General features: G+C 72.4%; 17 protein-coding genes. 9 read left to right on the plus strand and 8 right to left on the minus strand.

Annotation, left to right across the window (positions count from 1 at the left end):
* Positions 1-80 precede the first annotated feature (80 nt).
* On the minus strand, positions 81-641 hold the full coding sequence (locus EF918_RS08305; protein WP_125643195.1) for a CGNR zinc finger domain-containing protein: 561 nt from the start codon (positions 639-641) through the stop codon (positions 81-83).
* Between the two features lie 134 nt (positions 642-775).
* Between EF918_RS08305 and EF918_RS08310 the strand changes: the two genes are divergently transcribed.
* Together EF918_RS08310 and EF918_RS08315 are read left to right on the plus strand one after the other, a co-directional pair.
* On the plus strand, positions 776-1,237 hold the full coding sequence (locus EF918_RS08310) for a VOC family protein (protein WP_125643198.1): 462 nt from the start codon (positions 776-778) through the stop codon (positions 1,235-1,237).
* On the plus strand, positions 1,237-2,136 hold the full coding sequence (locus tag EF918_RS08315; RefSeq protein ID WP_125643201.1) for a pyridoxamine 5'-phosphate oxidase family protein: 900 nt from the start codon (positions 1,237-1,239) through the stop codon (positions 2,134-2,136). Before EF918_RS08310 ends, EF918_RS08315 begins: the two co-directional genes overlap by 1 nt.
* Here EF918_RS08315 and EF918_RS08320 read toward each other — a convergent pair.
* Positions 2,112-3,074, minus strand: coding sequence for a hypothetical protein (locus EF918_RS08320; protein WP_125643204.1), 963 nt, complete (start codon positions 3,072-3,074; stop codon positions 2,112-2,114). The genes EF918_RS08315 and EF918_RS08320 overlap by 25 nt on opposite strands.
* Positions 3,075-3,209: 135 nt before the next feature.
* Complete coding sequence (gene pepN / locus EF918_RS08325; RefSeq protein ID WP_125643207.1) at positions 3,210-5,765, minus strand: aminopeptidase N; 2,556 nt, start codon at positions 5,763-5,765, stop codon at positions 3,210-3,212.
* Positions 5,766-5,888: 123 nt separating this feature from the next.
* Here pepN and EF918_RS08330 point away from each other — a divergent pair, with 123 nt between their 5' ends.
* On the plus strand, positions 5,889-6,536 hold the full coding sequence (locus EF918_RS08330) for a DsbA family protein (protein ID WP_125643210.1): 648 nt from the start codon (positions 5,889-5,891) through the stop codon (positions 6,534-6,536).
* 119 nt (positions 6,537-6,655) lie between these two features.
* Here EF918_RS08330 and EF918_RS08335 read toward each other — a convergent pair whose 3' ends face one another.
* The 3 genes from EF918_RS08335 to EF918_RS08345 all read right to left on the minus strand — a co-directional run bounded on the left by EF918_RS08335 (position 6,656) and on the right by EF918_RS08345 (position 10,430).
* Positions 6,656-7,312, minus strand: coding sequence for a superoxide dismutase (locus EF918_RS08335; protein WP_125643213.1), 657 nt, complete (start codon positions 7,310-7,312; stop codon positions 6,656-6,658).
* Between the two features lie 101 nt (positions 7,313-7,413).
* Positions 7,414-8,811: an amino acid permease gene (locus EF918_RS08340; RefSeq protein ID WP_125643216.1), complete on the minus strand. Its 1,398-nt coding sequence runs from the start codon at positions 8,809-8,811 to the stop codon at positions 7,414-7,416.
* A gap of 239 nt (positions 8,812-9,050) precedes the next feature.
* Positions 9,051-10,430: an amino acid permease gene (locus EF918_RS08345; protein ID WP_125643219.1), complete on the minus strand. Its 1,380-nt coding sequence runs from the start codon at positions 10,428-10,430 to the stop codon at positions 9,051-9,053.
* 232 nt (positions 10,431-10,662) lie between these two features.
* Here EF918_RS08345 and EF918_RS08350 point away from each other — a divergent pair, with 232 nt between their 5' ends.
* Positions 10,663-11,256: a biotin transporter BioY gene (locus EF918_RS08350; protein ID WP_125643222.1), complete on the plus strand. Its 594-nt coding sequence runs from the start codon at positions 10,663-10,665 to the stop codon at positions 11,254-11,256.
* Between the two features lie 125 nt (positions 11,257-11,381).
* Here EF918_RS08350 and EF918_RS08355 read toward each other — a convergent pair whose 3' ends face one another.
* Positions 11,382-12,818 carry an amino acid permease gene (locus EF918_RS08355; RefSeq protein WP_125643225.1) on the minus strand — a complete coding sequence of 479 codons (1,437 nt, stop codon included), beginning with the start codon at positions 12,816-12,818 and terminating at the stop codon, positions 11,382-11,384.
* A 239-nt stretch (positions 12,819-13,057) separates the two neighbouring features.
* Between EF918_RS08355 and EF918_RS08360 the strand changes: the two genes are divergently transcribed.
* Positions 13,058-13,546 carry a ribose-5-phosphate isomerase gene (locus tag EF918_RS08360; protein WP_125643228.1) on the plus strand — a complete coding sequence of 163 codons (489 nt, stop codon included), beginning with the start codon at positions 13,058-13,060 and terminating at the stop codon, positions 13,544-13,546.
* 229 nt (positions 13,547-13,775) lie between these two features.
* Entirely contained in the window at positions 13,776-14,582 is an 807-nt protein-coding gene (locus EF918_RS08365; protein WP_125643231.1) for an Fpg/Nei family DNA glycosylase, read from the plus strand.
* A 124-nt stretch (positions 14,583-14,706) separates the two neighbouring features.
* Here EF918_RS08365 and EF918_RS08370 read toward each other — a convergent pair whose 3' ends face one another.
* A complete protein-coding gene (locus EF918_RS08370) occupies positions 14,707-15,942 on the minus strand; it encodes a GNAT family N-acetyltransferase (RefSeq protein WP_125643234.1) in 1,236 nt (411 codons plus the stop codon).
* Between the two features lie 106 nt (positions 15,943-16,048).
* Between EF918_RS08370 and EF918_RS08375 the strand changes: the two genes are divergently transcribed.
* The 3 genes from EF918_RS08375 to EF918_RS08385 all read left to right on the plus strand — a co-directional run bounded on the left by EF918_RS08375 (position 16,049) and on the right by EF918_RS08385 (position 19,084).
* On the plus strand, positions 16,049-17,191 hold the full coding sequence (locus tag EF918_RS08375; RefSeq protein WP_125643237.1) for a PP2C family protein-serine/threonine phosphatase: 1,143 nt from the start codon (positions 16,049-16,051) through the stop codon (positions 17,189-17,191).
* A gap of 92 nt (positions 17,192-17,283) precedes the next feature.
* Positions 17,284-18,066, plus strand: coding sequence for a hypothetical protein (locus EF918_RS08380; RefSeq protein WP_185921653.1), 783 nt, complete (start codon positions 17,284-17,286; stop codon positions 18,064-18,066).
* A gap of 118 nt (positions 18,067-18,184) precedes the next feature.
* Complete coding sequence (locus EF918_RS08385; RefSeq protein ID WP_125643243.1) at positions 18,185-19,084, plus strand: hypothetical protein; 900 nt, start codon at positions 18,185-18,187, stop codon at positions 19,082-19,084.
* Positions 19,085-19,246: the final 162 nt, after the last annotated feature.

A 19,246-nucleotide genomic window follows, 5' to 3' on the forward strand; every position in this document is an offset into this window, starting at 1 on the left:
TTGATTTGTAGACTTTCCGACCCGAGGTCAGCGCCCCCTCGAAGATCGCTCCTCGGCCGGGTGTGACAACTTCGGGGCCGTCAGCGCTCGCGCGTGCGCGCGTAGTGGCGCGAGGCCTTCGCCCGGTTCCCGCAGGCCGCCATCGAGCACCACCGCCGGGTGCCGTTGCGCGAGGTGTCGAAGAAGTGCAGGACGCAGGAGGCCGACGCGCACGGGCGGATCCGGTCGGGCCCGGCAGCCAGCAGGTCCAGGTAGTTCCGTGCGGCGGTCCAGGCCGGACCCCAGGACGGGTCGGCGAACTCGGGCCGCTCGCCCTGCCCGTCGGCGTCCAGCGTGAGCCGGATCCGGCCGTGCTCCAGTACGCCGTCCACCAGGGCCAGGGCGGAGGCGTCGGCGGGGGCGGCGACCGCGCGGGCGAGCGCCTCGCGGGCGGTCAGCAGGTGGATCAGGGTCGGGGCGTCGGCGCGGAAGCGCTGCTCCAGCCCGTTGGTGCCCAGCCAGACGGCCAGGCCCTCCATCCGGGTCAGGCCGTCGGCCCCCGCGAACAGGTCCTGCAGCTCGCCGTCGCGCATCCATCGGGTGTTGAGCAGGTCCAGGGCGACCGGCTCGCCGGTCAGCGGTCGCGGGTCCGTCCCCGTCATGTGCTGCCTCCGTCGTCACTGCTAACCCCTCAAGGGTACGTGACCGGTTGACCGATGGATCTCTAACCTCTAAAGTCGTTTTAGAAGGTTAGATCGCACGCATCGTCGTGCCCGGCAAGGGGAAGGGAATCTTCATGACCACCGCCACCATCGGCAGGCTGCGCACCGGCCACGTGGGCCTGGGCGTCACCGAGCTGACCCGCTCGCTCGCCTTCTACCGCGAGGCCCTCGGCTTCGAGCTCCTCCGCGAGGGCGAGGAGGAGGGCCGCCGGTACGCCTTCCTGGGCCGCGACGGGGAGCTCGTGCTCACCCTGTGGGAGCAGGCCACCGGCCCCTTCGCCCCCGCCGCCGCCGGGCTGCACCACCTGGCGTTCTCCGCCGCCGGCATCGAGGAGGTGCGGGCGTACGAGGAGCGGCTGCGCGCGCTCGGGGTCGACTTCGCCCACGAGGGCGTGGTCGCCCACGCCGAGGGCGCCGCCTCCGGCGGGATCTTCTTCCACGACCCCGACGGCACCCGCCTGGAGATCTCCGCCCCGACCGGCGCCGAGGGCGCCCCCGCCCCGTCCGGCGCTGCCCCGACCTGCGGGTTCTTCTGATGTCCGGCGCCTACCACCAGGGCTCGCGGACCGTGCAGGACCGGGTCGGCGTACGGGAGCTGGCCGACCACGTCGGGCGGTCGATCACCCCGGTCATCAGGGACGTGGCCGCGGACTTCCTCGCGCGGCAGCCCTTCCTGGTCGTGGGCGCGGCCGACGCGGCGGGCCGGCTGTGGGCGTCAGCCCTCACCGGGCCGCCCGGCTTCCTCGGCACCCGGGGGACCGGCCGGCTCGTCGTCGACGGCGCGCTCCCGGCCGGCGACCCGCTCGCCGAGGCGCTGGCCACCGACGGCACCGCGGTCGGCACGATCGCCCTCGATCCGCGCACCCGCCGTCGGATGCGCCTGAACGGCACGCTCACGGCGGCGCCGCTCGGCGGAGGTTTCACCGTCGACGCAGAGCAGGTATTCGCCAACTGCCCGAAGTACCTCCAGAAACGGCAGCCGCTGAAGCTGGAACCGGAGGGACCGGGCGTGCTGCGGCGCGGGGACGCGCTCGACGCCGCCCAGCAGCGGGCCGTCCGTGCCGCCGACACGTTCTTCGTGGCCACCACCGGGCCGGACGGGGTCGACGCCAGCCACCGCGGCGGCAACCCGGGCTTCGTCGAGGTGCGCGGCGCACACGAACTGGCCTGGCCGGACTACCCGGGCAACAGCATGTTCCTGACCCTGGGCAACCTCGCCGCCGATCCGCGCGCCGGGCTGCTCTTCCCGCACTGGGAGACCGGGGCGCAGCTCCAGATCAGCGGCCGGGCCCGGACCGCGTTCGCGCCGGACGGCACGCGCACCGTCGTCCTCACCGTCGAGTCCGTCGTCGAGAGCCTTCCCGCGGGCCGGCTCCTGTGGAGCACCCCGGAATACTCTCCGGCCAACCCTCACCTCGGCAGCACCACGAGGTAGGAGGCGGGCTCCCGCTCGCCGGCCGCGGTCAGGGCGGTGCGGATCACCGCGGCCTGCTGCTCGGCATGGTCGCGCAGCTTGCGCGGGGTGATGTGCAGGACGGTCACCCCGAGCCGCTCCAGCGCCTCGCGCTTGCGCACGGCCTGCGACCACTGCTCGTCCTCGCCCTGCCGGGGCGCCCGGGTGTCGATCTCCACGGCCACCGCCTGGTCCGGCCAGTACACGTCGACCGACCCCAGGTGCGGGCCGCCGGGCACCCGCAGGTCGACGTTCCAGACCGGGTCCGGCAGCCCGAACGTGCGCACCAGCTGGTACAACCGGTCCTCGGCGATGGCCCGCCCCTCGGCCAGCAGCGATTCGACGGCGTCCACCACGTGCGGCCGGTTCAGCAGCCGGGCCACGGTCAGCTCCCGGACCACTGCGGCCGGCTCGCAGTGCCCGGCCCGTACGGCCTCGCTCAGCAGCCGGCGGACCGTACCGGCGTCGCCGAGCTGGGCCACCGCGTCGGCGACCGCCCGGGCCACCGGGGCGACCGGCAGCCCCGTCACCTCCGTGGACCGCGGCGGGTGCGGGGTGCGCACCAGCCGGGCGCAGCCGGCCGAGCGCAGCCGGCGGGTGCCGGGCACCAGGACGTCGATGTACTGGAGCGCCAGCAGCGGGGGCGCGGACCGGAACCCGTACAGGGCGAGGGCCGCCAGGCCCGTGATCATGGCCTCGCCGCCGCGCCGGCCGGCGTACAGCAGGGCCGCGTGCAGCCGCTCCTCGCTGGTGGCCGGGCCGGCGTGGAGCAGGAACACGCCGGGCAGGATCTGCTGCCAGGGCCGTTCGGCGGCCTCGGTGGCGCTCACCCCGTGCTCGCGCAGCTGCGCGAGGGTCATCACCCGAGGACGGGTGCGGTCGGCGAGGTGGCGGAGGGGGAGGGGGGTGTTGTGGTTCATGCGGCTGGGATTCCCGCCGCCCCCCGGACCCCTAACCGCTGTTACCATCCCGTCGAAAAATCGGGACAACTCCGCACTAAAGTACTGCCGTTCGACTGCCGATGGGGCACCCGCCCCACCGGCAGTCGCAGCAGGTCAGCCCGCCGCCGCGTCGCAGGCCTGGGCGCGCAGCGCCCGGGCCAGGTCGTCACGGGACTCCAGCACCAGCCGGCGCAGCGCGGGGGCGGCATCCTCGTGCGCGGCGAGCCAGGCGTCGGTGGCCGCCAGCGTGGCCTCGTCGTCCTGGAGGGCCGGGAACAGCCCGCGCACCACGTCCATGCCGATCTGGATCGACCGCTCCGCCCAGACCCGCTCCAGCATCGCGAAGTAGCGGTCGGTGTACGGGGCCAGCAGGGCCCGTTGCGACGGCTGCTGCATGCCCGAGATGGTCGCCTCGGCCAGGGCGTTGGACAGCGCGTCCGACTCCACGACCGCCGCCCAGGCCTGGTCCTTGACCGCCGCGGACGGCCGGGCCGCCAGGCAGCGCACCTGGTGGCGCTTGCCGGAGGCGGTGTCGTCCCGGGACAGTTCGGCCGCGAGCACGCCCTCGTCGACCACGCCGTGCGCGGCCAGCGGCAGCAGGAAGTCCCAGCGCAGCTCCTGGTCCACCTCCAGCCCGTCGATCCGGGCCGATCCCTCCAACAGGCCCTGGAGCAGCAGGAAGTCGCCCTGCGACGAGGCGCTCGCCGCGAAGAACCGCGCCCAGGTGAGCTGGTGCTCCGAGCCCGGCTCGGCCAGCCGCAGCTCGTGCAGCGCGCCGGCCGCCAGGTCCCGGGCACCCTGCTCGCGCCAGGCGGGCGCGGCGTAGTGGGTGACGGCGCCCAGCGCCTGGGCGTGCAGCATCTGCAGCACGCCGACGTCGGACTCCCGGCCCGCGAAGGCCAGCACCAGCGACAGGAAGTCGCGCGCCGGCATGAGCCCGTCCCGCGTCAGGTTCCACAGCGCCGACCAGCACAGGGCCCGCGCCAGCGGGTCGCTCACGTCGCCCAGGTGACGGCGCAGCGTGGCCAGCGAGCCCTCGTCGAAGCGGATCTTGCAGTAGGTCAGGTCGTCGTCGTTGACCAGGACCAGGTCGGGCCGCTCGGCTCCCGCCAGCTCCGCGACCACCGTCCGCGCCCCGGCCACGTCCGTCTCCACCCGCGCGTAGCGGACCAGGGCGCCGGCCCCGTCCAGCCGGTACAGGCCGACCGCCACCCGGTGGGGGCGCAGCTCGTCGCCCTCCTGGAGCACCGCCAGCTCGGTGATCCGGCCCGCCGCGTCGTACGTCACCACGGGGGTGAGCGCGTTCACCCCGGCCGTCTGCAGCCAGGCCCGCGACCACTGGGCCATGTCCCGGCCGGACACCTCGCCGAGCACCGACAGCAGGTCGTCCAGGGTGGTGTTGCCGTACGCGTGCGCCTTGAAGTAGCGGCGCGCGCCCTCCAGGAACGCCTCCCGCCCGACGTACGCCACGAGCTGCTTGAGCACCGAGGCGCCCTTGGCGTAGGTGATGCCGTCGAAGTTGAGCTTGGCGTCCTCCAGGTCCCGGATGTCGGCGGTGACCGGGTGGGTGGAGGGCAGCTGGTCGGCCCGGTACGCCCACGCCTTGCGGTTGTTGGCGAAGGTGACCCAGGCCTGGTCGAAGCGGGTCGCCTCGACCTGCGAGAAGGTGCCCATGAAGTCCGCGAAGGACTCCTTCAGCCACAGGTCGTCCCACCACTTCATGGTGACCAGGTCGCCGAACCACATGTGGGCCATCTCGTGCAGGATCGTGTTGCAGCGCCGCTCGTAGGCCGCCCGCGTCACCTTCCCGCGGAAGATGTACTCCTCCCGGAAGGTCACCATGCCCGGGTTCTCCATGGCGCCCAGGTTGTACTCCGGCACGAACGCCTGGTCGTACTTGCCGAACGGGTACGGGTAGTCGAAGTGCTCGTGGAAGAAGTCGAAGCCCTGCTTGGTGACCAGGAAGACGTCGTCCGCGTCGAAGTGCTTGGCCAGCCCCTTGCGGCACATCGCACCGAGCGGGATCGTCAGGTCCCCGCGGGTGTAGGTGTCGGTGACGTAGTGGTACGGGCCCGCCACCACGCAGGTGATGTACGTCGAGATGGGCGCGGTCTCGGCGAACCGCCACACCCCGCCCTCGCGGGACTCCTCGGCGCCGTTGCTCCACACCTGCCAGCCCTCGGGCGCGGTCACCTCGAACCGGTGCGGGGCCTTGAGGTCGGGCTGCTCGAAGGTGGTGTAGACCCGGCGGGCGTCGGCCGGCTCGTACTGGGTGTAGAGGTAGACCTCGCCGTCCTCGGGGTCGACGAACCGGTGCATGCCCTCGCCGGTGCGGCTGTAGGCGCAGTTGGCGTCGACGACCAGGACGTTCTCCGAGGCCAGGTCCGCGAGCGTGACCCGGGCGCCGTCGAAGACCTCGGCCGGGTCCAGGGAGCGGCCGTTGAGGGTGACCGCGTTGACCGAGGGCGCGATCAGGTCGGCGAAGGTGGTGGCGCCGGGCACCGCGGAGCGGAAGCGGACCGTGGTCACCGAGCGGAAGGTGCGGGGCCCCTCGGCCGGCTCGGTCGCGTCCACGGCGGACCTCAGGTCGAGGGCCACCTCGTAGCCGTCGACCGACAGCAGCTCGGCCCGCCGGCGGGCCTCGTCACGGGACAGATTCTCTCCGGGCACCTGCACTCCTTCGTGCGTGATCGCTCACCTTCCGTCGCATCCTCCCACGGGGAATGCGCGGGGCCGGCTGCCGGTTGGCTCATCAGGAACGTGACCCGTGATGCCCTTGCTGCGAGGAGAGCCATGCCCGACACCCAGGTGCGCGAGAAGACCCCGGTCGACTTCTGGTTCGACCCGCTGTGTCCCTGGGCCTGGATGACGTCCCGCTGGATGCTGGAGGTCGAGAAGGTCCGCGACGTCGAGGTGCGCTGGCACGTGATGAGCCTCGCCGTCCTGAACGAGGACAAGCTGGACCAGCTGCCCGAGGCCTACCGCTGGCTGGCCGGGCCCAAGGGCTTCGCCCCGGTCCGCGTGGTCGTCGCCGCCCAGCAGAAGCACGGTGACGAGGCCGTCGGCAAGCTCTACACGGCGCTCGGCACCCGGTTCCACAACAACGGCGAGGGCCCGACCCGTGAGGCGATCGCCGGTGCCCTGGCCGACGCCGGCCTGCCGGCCGAGCTGATCGACCACGCCGACTCCGAGGAGTACGACGAGCTGCTGCGCGCCTCCCACGCCGACGGCATAGACCGGGTCGGCCAGGAGGTCGGCACCCCGGTGATCTCGGTGCCCGGCGCGGACGGCGCGGAGGTGGCGTTCTTCGGTCCGGTGGTCACCCCGACCCCGCGCGGCGAGGACGCGGCCCGGCTGTGGGACGGCACCCTGCTGGTGGCCTCCACCCCCGGCTTCTACGAGATCAAGCGGACCCGCACGGCGGCGCCCAGCTTCGAGTAGGCGCCACCACGGCACGGAAGGCCCCCGCGATTCACGTCATCGCGGGGGCCTTCCGTCGGTACGTCCGCACGCGAAGGTTGAGAAGACGATCACGAGGCGGACGGGCAAAGGGGCGCCGCTCAGCCCTTGGTCGGGATCAGCAGCGGGGTGTTCGCCCTGGCGTCGGCGTAGCGCCGGGCCACGTCCTGCCAGTTGACGACGTTCCACATCGCCTCGATGAAGTCCACCTTCTGGTTCTTGTACTGCAGGTAGAAGGCGTGCTCCCAGGCGTCGAAGACCAGGATCGGGGTGCTGGCCACGCCCACGTTGCCCTGGTGGTCGTAGACCTGCTCCACCACCAGCCGGCCGCTGACCGGCTCGTACGCGAGCACGCCCCAGCCGGAGCCCTGGGTGGCCGAGGAGGCGAAGGTGAGCTGCTTCTTGAACCGCGCGAACGAGCCGAAGGACTCGGTGATCGCGTCGGCCAGGTCCCCCAGGCCGTCGGCCGCGGTCGGCTCGCCGCCGCCCTCGCCGGTCTTGGGGCTGGCCATGTTGTGCCAGTAGATGCTGTGCAGGATGTGGCCCGAGAGGTGGAAGGCCAGGTTCTTCTCCAGGCCGTTCAGCGCGGCCCAGTTCTCCTTGTCGCGGGCCTCCGCGAGCTGCTCCAGCGTGTCGTTGGCGCCCTTGACGTACGCCGCGTGGTGCTTGTCGTGGTGCAGCTCGATGATCTGCGGGTTGATCACCGGCTCCAGGGCCGAGTACTCGTACGGAAGCTCCGGGAGCGTGTAGATGGGCATGTGTGTGGACCGGTCCCCTCAGCGTGCCAACTGCTGTTGCAAGTCATGCGCAACTGCACGCTAGCAGCATCTGTTCGGGTCCATGCAGAGGGGTCGCCGGGTCAGCGTGCCGCCCGACGCTGGATCAGATAGCCGGTGGCGGCGAGGAAGACGGTCAGCCCGCCGGTGAACAGCACCTGGCTGCGGGTGTCGGCGTCCCGCACCATCAGCGCCAGCACGCCGACCACCCCGGCCAGCGCCACCCAGGTCAGGTACGGGAAGCCCCACATCCGCACGACCAGCTTCTCCGGCGCCTCGCGCTCGGTCCGGCGGCGCAGCACGAACTGGGAGACGGCGATGAAGCCCCAGACGACGAGGATGACCCCGCCGACCATGTTCAGCAGCCAGGTGAACAGGGTGTCCGGATACCAGTAGGACAGCAGCACGGTGACGAACCCGAAGCCGGAGGAGGCCAGCACGGCCCGCCGCGGCACCCGCCCGGAGACCTTCCCCAGCGCCTTCGGACCCTGACCGCGGGCGACCAGTGAATAGGCCATGCGGGAGGAGCCGTAGATGTTGGCGTTCATCGCGGACAGCAGGGCGATCAGGATGACCACGTTCATCACCTGGCCGGCGCCCGGGATGCCGAGCCGGTCCAGCGCGGCGGCGTACGGGGCCTTGGCGGTGGCCGCGTCGCTCCACGGCACCAGGGTGACGATGACCAGCATCGAGCCGACGTAGACGATCGCGATGCGCCACATGGTCGTGCGCACGGCCCTGGCCACGCCGCGGACCGGGTCGGCGGACTCGGCGGCGGCGATGGTCACCGTCTCCAGGCCCCCGTACGCGACCACGGACGCCAGCAGGCCGACCAGCAGGCCCTCGACGCCGTGCGGCAGGAAGCCGCCCTCGTGCAGCAGGTGGGCGGTGCCGGGGGAGTCGGTGCCGGGCAGCAGGCCCAGGACCGCCAGGGTGCCCAGGGTGAGGAACAGGCCGATCGCGCCGATCTTCAGGGCGGCGAACCAGAACTCGAACTCACCGAAGTGGGAGACGGCGGCCAGGTTCGAGCCGCAGAAGACGGCCATGAAGACCAGCACCCACATCCAGTCGGGGGTGCCGGGGAACCAGCCGGTCATGATGGCCGCCGCGCCGATCGCCTCGATGGCCACGCCCACGCACAGCAGCACCCAGAACATCCAGCCCACGGTGAAGCCGGCCCACGGGCCGACGGCCCGCTCGGCGTGCACGGAGAAGGAGCCGGAGGCCGGGTCGGCGGCGGACATCTCCCCGAGCATCCGCATCACGCACATCACCAGCAGGCCCGACGCCGCGTACGCGAGGACGATCGAGGGACCGGCGGCGGCGATGCCGGCGCCGGAGCCCACGAAGAGCCCGGCGCCGATGACCCCGCCGAGGGCGATCATCGACAGGTGGCGCTGCTTCAGCCCGGGGGACAGCTGGGGCCCGTCGGCGGGCGGCACGGCCTGCGCGTCGGGAGGCGTGACGGTGGTCTGGGTCATGGGGAATGCCTGTCCGGTGTGCGGGGGGACGGGGTGAGTGCCCCAGTCTGGCGGCCGTCCGCTCGTCGGACGTTTTCTGTCCGATATCCGGACACCCGGATCACCGCACGTGATCATGCCCGTACCGCCGGAGGCCGTCCGCCCGTACGGCCGCGAGACGTCCGCCCGTAGGTCCCCGGGAACGCCGAAGGCCCCCGCGCCGCAGCACAGGGGCCTTCGAAGGGGAACCGCGCAGGACCTCAGGCCCGGCGGCCGCGCAGCTCCCGCAGCCACGCCACCGCGAGCACCGCCACCGTCGCCCCGGTCGACCACAGCACCTGCGGCCGCGCCGAGTCGTCGGCCAGCATCAGCACCAGCACCGCCGCGATCCCGGCCAGCGCCGTCCAGGTCAGGTACGGGAACGCCCACATCCGCAGGGTCAGCCGCTCGGGCATGTCCCGCTCCAGCCGGCGGCGCAGCCGCAGCTGCGAGACGGCGATCAGGGCCCACACGAACAGCAGCACCGCGCCGACCGCGTTCAGCATGTACAGGAAGATCGTGTCCGGCCACAGCAGGTTCAGCACCACCGAGACGAACCCGAACGCCACCGACGCGAACACCGCGGGCCTCGGCACCCCGCCCCCGGACACCTTCAGCAGCGCCCGCGGCGCCTCGCCGCGCTCGGCCAGCGAGAAGATCATGCGGGAGGAGCCGTAGAGGTTGGCGTTGAGCGCGGACAGCAGGGCCACGAACACCACGATGTTCATGATCTGGCCCGCGCCCGGGATCCCGAGGGAGTCCAGCACGGCGACGTACGGGCTCTGCCCCGGCGTGATCGCGCTCCACGGCAGCAAGGTGACGATCACCAGCATCGAGCCGATGTAGAAGAAGAGGATGCGCCACACCGCGCTGCGCACCGCCCGCGCCACGGAGCGGGCCGGGTCGTCGGACTCGGCCGCCGCGATCGTGACGACCTCCAGGCCGCCGAAGGCGAACACCACCGCGAGCACCCCGGAGACCACCCCGGCCCAGCCGTGCGGCAGGAAGCCGCCCTGCCCCGTGAGGTTGGCCAGGCCCACCGGCTCGGTGTCCGGCAGCAGCCCGAAGATCGCCAGGGTGGACAGCACCAGGAAGAGCACGATCGCGCCCACCTTGAGCGCCGCGAACCAGAACTCGAACTCGCCGAAGTTGCGGACCGCCGCCAGGTTGCTGGCCGTGAACACCAGCATGAAGACCAGCACCCAGCCCCACTGCGGGACCCCGGGCACCCAGCCGTGGGCGATGTTCGCCGCGCCCGTGGCCTCCACCGCGAGCACCACCACCAGCAGGAACCAGTACAGCCAGCCCACGGAGAAGCCGGCCCAGCGCCCCATGGCCCGCTCGGCGTGCACCGAGAACGACCCGGAGGCGGGCAGCGCGGCCGACATCTCGCCGAGCATGCGCATCACCAGCATCGCGAGGGCGCCGGCGAGCAGATAGGAGACGACGATGCCCGGGCCCGCGACGGCGATGCCGGCGCCGGACCCGACGAAGAGGCCGGCGCCGATGACGCCGCCCAGTCCCAGCATGGTCAGATGGCGCTGCTTGAGTCCGTGGCCGAGGGGTTCCGCGGCGACGTCCGGCAGGGGTGCTTGTGACATCCCGACAGTGTCCCCGAGCAGGGAGCAGCCGTGCAAAACGGATGCACGGCAACCAAAGGGCCGCGTGATCCGCATCACTCGGGACGTTCCGGCGCGGCCCGCCAAGCCGATCTTTGTTCATTCCCCACCAAGCGGGGGAGCCTTGCTTTGTGCTTGCGTGACGGTGGGAGCGGCCGGGCCGCGCGACTAACGTCCACGGTGTCCCGCCCACCCACCGTCCCTGGGAGCCCCGATGAGCACCGCCTCCGCCCCGTCCGCCACCCTCCGGCCCGGCACCGTCCTCGCCGACCTGCTCCCCGCGAGCCGCGCCCGCGACATCGCCCTCGTGGTCAGCGGCGCCGCACTCACCGGCCTCGCCGCGCAGCTGTCGGTGCCGATCCCCGGCTCCCCGGTCCCGGTCACCGGCCAGACCTTCGCCGCGCTGCTGGTCGGCACCGCCCTCGGCGCCCGCCTCGGCTTCCTGTCCCTGGCGCTGTACGCGGTCGCCGGCGCGGCCGGCGTGCCGTGGTTCGCCGGCGGCACCTCCGGCGCGACCGGGGCCTCGTTCGGTTACGTGCTGGGCATGCTGCTCGCGGCCACCGTCGTGGGCGCCCTGGCCCGGCGCGGCGCCGACCGCTCGGTGCTGCGCACCGCCGCGACCATGGTCCTGGGCTCGGCGATCATCTACGCCGTCGGCGTGCCGTACCTGATGGGGGCCACCGGCATGTCGCTGTCCGCGGCCCTGGCCGCCGGGCTCACGCCGTTCCTGATCGGTGACGCCGTCAAGGCCGCCCTCGCCATGGGCGCCCTGCCGGCCGCCTGGAAGCTGGCCGGCCGCCGCGGCTGACCCGCGTCCCGCCCGTACGCCGAAGAGCCCGGCCCGCCGTGACGGCGGGCCGGGCTCTTCGCTGTGCCGAAACGTGCTGAAACGTTTCGGCGGGGCCTCGTGGGGGAGCCTCGTCCGGCGGGGCCTCAGCCCTTCAGCGCCGCGCGCTTGCGGCGGAAGTCCAGGACCACGCCGACGGCGACGACCACGAGCGCGACCACGGTGGACAGGGTGACCACCTCGCGGTTGGCGTCGTCCACGAACATGTAGCCGATCACGAACATGATCAGGCCGGCGGTGGCCCAGGTCAGCCACGGGAAGAACCACATCTTCACGGTCAGCTTCTCCGGGGCCTCGCGGAGCAGGATCCCGCGCATCTTCAGCTGGGTGAAGCAGATCACCAGCCACACGAAGAGCGCGATGGCGCCGGAGGAGTTCAGCAGGAAGTTGAAGACCGTGTCCTTGAAGGCGTAGTTGAAGTAGACGGCGATGAAGCCGAAGACCGTGGAGCCCAGGATCGCGGCCACCGGCACGCCCTTGGAGTTGACCTTGGCGAACGCCTTGGGGGCGTCGCCGCGCTCACCGAGCGAGAAGGCCATGCGGGAGGCGGTGTACAGGCCCGAGTTCAGGCAGGACAGCACGGCGGTCAGGACGATGACCTCCATGATCGTGCCGGCGTGCCCGATGCCGATCGAGTCCAGGGCGGCGACGTACGAGCCCTTCTCGGTGATCGACTTGTCGTTCCACGGGAGCAGGGTCAGCACGATGAAGATCGAGCCCAGGTAGAAGACGCCGATCCGCCAGATGACGGAGTTGGTCGCCTGGGTGACGGCCTTGCGCGGGTTCTCGGACTCGCCGGCCGCCAGGGTGACGATCTCGGAGCCCATGAAGGAGAAGACGACCATCAGCACACCGGTCAGGACGGCGCCGTACCCGTTGGGGAAGAAGCCGCCGGTGTCGGTGAGGTGCGCGAAGCCCGCGCCCGGGTTGTCCGAGCCCGGCAGCACGCCGAAGACGGCGAGCATGCCGATCACCACGAACGCGCCGATGGCGACGACCTTGATGCCGGCGAACCAGAACTCGAACTCGCCGTACGAGGCGACCGAGCCGAGGTTGGTGGCGGTCAGGACGGCCATCACGATCAGGGCCCAGGCCCACTGCGGGACGGCCGGGATCCAGCCCTCCAGGATGGCGGCGCCGGCGGTGGCCTCCACGGCCAGCACGACGACCCAGAAGAACCAGTAGAGCCAGCCGATGGAGAAGCCGGCCCAGCGGCCCAGCGCGCGGTCGGCGTAGGCGGAGAAGGAGCCCGAGTTCGGGCTCGCGGCCGCCATCTCGCCGAGCATCCGCATCACGAAGACGACCATGGCGCCGACGAGGGCGTAGGAGATCAGGATGGCGGGGCCGGCCTTGGCGATGCCGCCGCCGGAGCCGACGAACAGGCCGGCGCCGATGACACCGCCGATGGCGATCATGGAAAGGTGGCGGTTCTTGAGACCGGCCTTCAGACCGTCGGAAGACTCAGGGCTGCCGGGTTCTCCGGCCGGGCCGCCTGCCTTCTGAAGGGTCGTCGTGGAGCTCATGGACGCATCCTTAGGTTCTCGGGTTGCGAGCTCCGGAAGTAAAACCCGCGTTAACGCCGGACGGAAGACCTGAATCCGGATCGTTGCCGTAGTGCGAACGTCCGGGACGTAGGTCCCGGATCCGGCATCGCGCCCTGAACTGGGCACTTTGGGATTACTTGAGCTTCCGGGCGACCGTGGGAGTGACCTACGCGACACCCCGCGGCGGGTCGTCGGGCCCCTCGTGACACACTCGTGCCATGCGCGTCTACCTCGGATCCGACCACGCCGGTTTTGAACTCAAGAACCACCTCGTGGACTGGCTCAAGAACAACGGCCACGAGCCCGTCGACTGCGGGCCCCACATCTACGACGCCGTCGACGACTACCCGCCGTTCTGCCTGCGCGCCGCGGAGAAGACCGCCGCCGACGCGGACAGCCTCGGCATCGTGATCGGCGGCTCGGGCAACGGCGAGCAGATCGCCGCCAACAAGGTCAAGGGCGTCCGCGCCATCCTGGCCTGGAGCGTCGAGACCGCCAAGCTCGGCCGTGAGCACAACAACGCCAACGTGATCTCCGTCGGCGGCCGGATGCACACCCAGGACGAGGCCACCTCCTTCATCGAGGCTTTCCTCGCCACCCCGTACTCGGGCGAGGAGCGCCACACCCGCCGCATCGACATGCTCTCCGCCTACGAGCAGACCGGCGAGCTGCCCCCGATCCCGGCCCACCACCCGCAGGACCGGTAACGCCCGGTCGCGCCCGGTGAAGGCCGGCCACGCCCGGCAACGCCGGTACGCCCGGCCGCGCCGGTGACGCGCGGTCGCACCCGGCAACGCCGGTAACGCGCGGTCGCACCGCACCACCGGCCGCATCCGCACCACCCGCAGCGCCCCAGCAGCGCCCGCCGTGCCGCCGGACCGCCAGGTCCGGCGGCACGCGCGTCGTCCTGCCGTTCCACCGCCGAGGAGACCCGCCGTGCCCGAAGGGCATACGATCCACCGCCTCGCCCAGGACCACACCGAGCGCTTCGCCGGCCGCCCGGTCCGGGTCAGCAGCCCGCAGGGCCGCTTCGCCGAGAGCGCGGCCCTGCTCGACGGCCGTGAGCTCGACGTCGCCGAGGCGCACGGCAAGCACCTCTTCCTGGGGCTGGGCGAGGACTGGGTCCACGTCCACCTCGGCCTGTTCGGCACGTACGGCTTCGGCCCGGCCCCCGCCCCGCCGGCCACCGCCACCGTCCGGCTGCGCCTGCTCAACGAGGACCACTGGGCCGATCTGCGCGGCCCGACCACCTGCGCGCTGATCACGGGCGCGGAGAAGAAGGCGATACACGACCGGCTCGGCCCCGACCCGCTGCGCCCCGACGACGACCCCGACCGGGCCTGGGCCAGGATCTCCCGCTCCCGCACCACCGTCGCGGCCCTGCTGATGGACCAGAAGATCGTCGCGGGCGTGGGCAACGTCTACCGCGCCGAGGTCCTCTTCCGGCACGGCATCGACCCGTACCGCCTCGGCAAGGACCTCCGCCGCGCCGAGTGGGACGCCCTGTGGCAGGACCTGGTCGTGCTGATGCGGGAGGGCGTCCGGCTCAACCGGATCGACACCGTCCGCCCCGAGCACACCCCCGAGGCCATGGGCCGCCCGCCGCGCGTGGACGACCACGGCGGCGAGGTGTACGTCTACCGCCGCGCCACCCTGCCCTGCCACATCTGCACGACCGAGATCCGCACCGCCGACCTCGCCGCCCGCAACCTCTTCTGGTGCCCGGGCTGCCAGACCCGCTGACGTACGGCGCCGCCGGCCCGTGGGCGGTGGCCGCCCGGACGGTGCCGGGTCGGCCTGTGGGCGGCGCCCGCCCGGAAGCCGTGCGGCAGCCGCGGTGCCGGGTCGTCCTCTGGGCGGCGCCCGCCTAGAAGCCGTGCGGCAGCCAAGGCGCCACGTCGGCCTGGAAGGCCCGGGAGACCTCGGTCAGGGCCCCCGGCCGCAGCTCGGTCACCGCGCCCGCCCCGGCCAGGGAGGCCAGCGTGGTCCCGCCCAGGTACGCCGCGCCCAGCTCCCGCACCGACAGGGCCACGTCGGCCGGCTCCCGGCTCGGCGCGCACGCGACCTCGCCCCGGCCGTCGGCGGTCAGCCGCCACCGTCCCTCGTTCCACGGGCAGAACGCGTCGCTCACCTCCAGGACCACGTCCACCGCAGACCCGTAGGCCCGCGCCCGCAGGGCGCCCGGCAGGTCCACCAGGCGGACGTGCAGCGCGTCCTTGAGGGTCGGCCGGATCCGCCGCACATCGCTGACCAGCCGCAGCAGCGGATCGTCCACCGGCCGCCCGGCCGCCCGTACGGTCGACACCAGGTCGGTGCCCAGGACGTAGCGCCACAGCGCCGCGTACGCCGCCGGGTCCAGCGCGTCCAGGTCCCGCACCTCGACGCTGCCCACCGGGCAGGACCGTTCCCACTGCGGCCGGATCCGGTAGCGCGCGTACCCGCGCACCGCCCCGTCCGGCCCCTCCGCGAGCACGCACAGCAGGGGCGAGCGCCCCTCCCGCCCGTCCACCGGGTCCAGCAGCGCCTGCCGTTCCCAGCCCGGCTGCCGGGCGAGCATCCCGGGCCGGGCCGGCACCAGTTCGGCGTAGACCTTCTCGCACGCGGCCAGCGCCTGCTCCGGGTCCGCCAGGCGCAGCCGTACCGCGTCCGTCCCCGGCGGGACGTCCAGCCGGACCCGCGCGGTGTCCATCTCCACCGCCAGGCCGTACGTACCCACCCCGTAGCCGAAGCGTCCGTAGATCCCCGGCTCGGACGCCGTCAGCACGGCGAGCGGCTCGCCACCCGCCCGGATGTCGTCGAGTTGCCGCCGCATCAGCGAGGTCAGCACACCGCGGCGGCGGTGCGTCGGCGCGACGCCCACGCAGGTCACGCCCGCCGCCGGGACCAGCGAACCGCCCGGCACCGAGAGCCGGAAGCTGAAGGCGGCGGCGGAACCGGTGCAGGTCGGGCCGTCCCAGACGGCCAGCGAACGCTCCGGCTCGGTCAGCGCCCGCCACAGCGACCGCTCCGCGGGCAGGTCCGGCACACCCCCGAAGGCAAGCTCCAGATGGTCGTACCAGACATCCCACTCATCGGGTTGCAAAACGCGCATCTCATTCGCCATGGGCCCATCCCTACCAGGACGTCCCGTTCCCGGTCGATCGGATTTCGTCCCCCGGGCAGGGGGTACCCCTGCGCACGCACAGCCAGGATGGATAGGGTCCCGAACGATGGCCGGGACACGGACGGAGACCCTGACGGCCCGGATGCGCAAGAGATCGCTCCGGGCCCGCACCGCCCTGCGCAAATCCGCCGTGGACTACTTCCGCGGCGACGCCTCGGACTGGCTGGCCTTCGCCGGCCTGCTCCTGACCGTCCCCGCCATCACCTGCGGCACCCTGATGCTGCCGGTCTGGTTCTCGCCGTCCGCGCTGGTCCTGCCCATCGTCGCGGGCGGGCTGCTGCTGCGCCCGGCGAGCCTGCTCGCCCTGTACGCCACCTCGGCGGCCGCGCTGATCGTCGAGGCGCTCGTGCTCGGCCCGTACACCGAGGGCCCCGCCCGGGTCACCCCGGGCACCGTCCTGGTCGTCGCCGCCTGCGGGTTCTTCGGCCTGGTCATCGCCCAGTTCCGCAGCCGGGTCGGCGTGCCCTGGCGGCGCGGCGGCACCATGCTCTTCGACCTGCGCGAACGCATCCGGGTGCAGAGCAAGCTGCCCGCCCTGCCGCCCGGCTGGCACCGCGAGATGGCGCTGCGGCCGGCCGGCGGCCAGTCCTTCTCCGGCGACTTCGTGGTCGCCGCCCGCACCGGCGGAGGCCGCACCCTGGAGGTCGTCCTCACCGACGTCTCCGGCAAGGGCATGGACGCCGGCTCCCGCGCCCTGCTCCTGTCGGGCGCCTTCGGCGGCCTGCTCGGCTCCCTGCCGCCGCACGACTTCCTGCCCGCGGCCAACGGCTACCTGCTGCGCCAGGACTGGGACGAGGGCTTCGCCACCTCGGTCCACCTGGTCCTGGACCTGGAGACCGGCGACTACGAACTCCTCTCCGCCGGCCACCTCCCCGCCCTCCAGCTCTCGGCGGGCACCGGCCGCTGGCACGAGAAGTCCGGCGACGGCCCCCTCCTCGGCGTCTACGACGGCGCCACCTTCGAACCGACCCGCGGCAATCTCCGCCCCGGCGACGTCCTGATGCTCTTCACCGACGGCCTCGTCGAGACCGCCGACCGCGACATCAGCGAGGGCATCGACCGGCTGACGGGCGAGGCCGACCGCTACGTCACGGCCGGCTGGGAGGGCGCGGCCTGGCACCTGATCGAAAAGGTCGCCAAGGACGTCAACGACGACCGCGCCCTGCTGCTGATCCGCCGGTCGGGCTGAGCGCGCCCCCGGGTGAGGGGATGTCAGTGGCTGCTGGCACTCTCGTGGTGCACGAACACACCGCACTTCCATCCCTGGGGGGAAGAATGACCGTGACCCGCAAGCCTCGTACGGCCCTGCGCGCCGGCGTCGTCGTCGCCGCGCTGGCGGCCGGCGTCCTGGCGGCCCCGACGGCCGCCCTGGCCGTCGAGCCGGGCCACACGCAGGGTGCCGGCGAGGTCATGCGCAGCAAGAACGCCGTGCTGAAGCTCCAGGACGACGGCAACCTCGTGCTGGAGCACGTGTCCGGCGGCGTCCTGTGGGCCTCCGGCACCTACGGCAACCCCGGCGCGACCCTCGCCTTCCAGCAGGACGGCAACCTCGTCGTCTACAAGAAGGACGGCGGCGAGGGCAAGGGCGGGGCCGTCTGGTCCACCGGCACCTGGGGCAACCCCGGTTCCCGGCTCGACCTGCAGAGCGACGGCAACCTGGTGCTCTACCGCCAGGACGGCTCGCCCGCCTGGAACACCGCCACGTGGATGACCGGCACCACGCTGTACGCCGGCTGGCAGCTCGGCGCGGGCAACTGGACCTGGGCCGACAACGCCATCCTCGCGATGGAGCAGACGGGCAAGCTCACCATCCGCGACCGCGAGGTGCCCGGCATCCGCTTCGACACCAACACCTGGGGCCCGGGCGCGTACGCCCGGCTGCAGGCCGACGGCAACTTCGTGATCTACAAGAAGGACGGCGGCGAGGGCAAGGGCGGAGCCCTGTGGTCCACCGGCACCTGGAACCAGCCGGGCGCCCGCCTGGTCTTCGAGCGCAACGGCGACCTCGTCCTCTACAAGAAGGAAGTGGAAGAGGTGCTGTGGCGCAGCGGCACCGGCCGCTGACCGACCGCCTTCCGGCCAAGGGGCCGAAACCTTTTGTGATGTCGATATCCGCCGTGCCATCATCACGTCGGAATCGAACGTGTTCAACAGTGAGCACGCAAGCCTATGTGGGGGGTAAATGAAGCTCAACCGCAAGCGCGCCGCAGTCGTCGGCGCCCTCGTCGCGGCGGTCGCCCTGGGCGGCGCCGTGATGCCGGCGCAGGCCGCTCCGGCCCCGGTCGCGAAGTCGTCCGCCGTCGAGATCCCGGTCAAGAAGCTGCCGGCCGGCGCCAAGGCCAAGGCGGCCACCACCTCGGGCCGCGCCTCCGCCTTCACGGCGACCTCCGACGTCACGCTGCTGCCGGGCGACGTCCTCGCGTCGAACGAGTACATCGAGACCGAGAACGGCATCCTGTACATGCAGCCCGACGGCAACCTGGTCCTGGACCACACCGCCGGCGCCAACCTGTGGGCCTCCGGCACCTGGAACAACCCCGGCGCCTACGCCGTGCTCCAGACCGACGGCAACTTCGTCGTCTACAAGAAGGACGGCGGCCCGACCAAGGGCGGCGCCCTGTGGAGCAGCCGCACCTGGGGCAACCCGAACTCGCACCTGTCCTTCCAGGACGACGCCAACCTCGTCGTCTACCGCGGTGACAACGCGCCCGTCTGGTCGACCCGGACCTGGCGCGTGGGTGACAACACCCTCTCCGGCGGCGAGAACCTGGAGCGCGGCACCTGGATGTCCGGCGTCAACGCCATCCTCGTCCAGGACAACCGCGGCTACCTGGGCGTCTTCTACCGCCACGAGGACAAGGCGTACGGGGTCGGGCCCTACAGCCCGGGCGCGTACACCCGCATGCAGAACGACGGCAACCTGGTCATCTACAAGGCCGACGGCGGCGAGGGCAAGGGCGGCGCGACCTGGGCCTCCGGCACCTACGGCAACCCGGGCGCGTACTTCACCTTCGACGCGAACACGTCCGCGGCGGTGCTGCGCAAGGCCGACGGCACGGAGCTGGGCCACATCGGCCCGTGACGCTCCCCACGGCGGCACCATGATCTGAACCGGCCCGGGGCGGGGCCCACCCCCACCCCGGGCCGCAGTGCATCCGGCCGCGGTCCGGCCTGGGGGGCGGGGCTGTGCTGCACCGGGCTCGGCGCAGCCGTGCCTCGCCGCGCCGGGCCCGGTGCAGCACAG

This window comes from Streptomyces sp. WAC06614 (genome assembly GCF_003949795.1).
Lineage (GTDB): Bacteria > Actinomycetota > Actinomycetes > Streptomycetales > Streptomycetaceae > Streptomyces.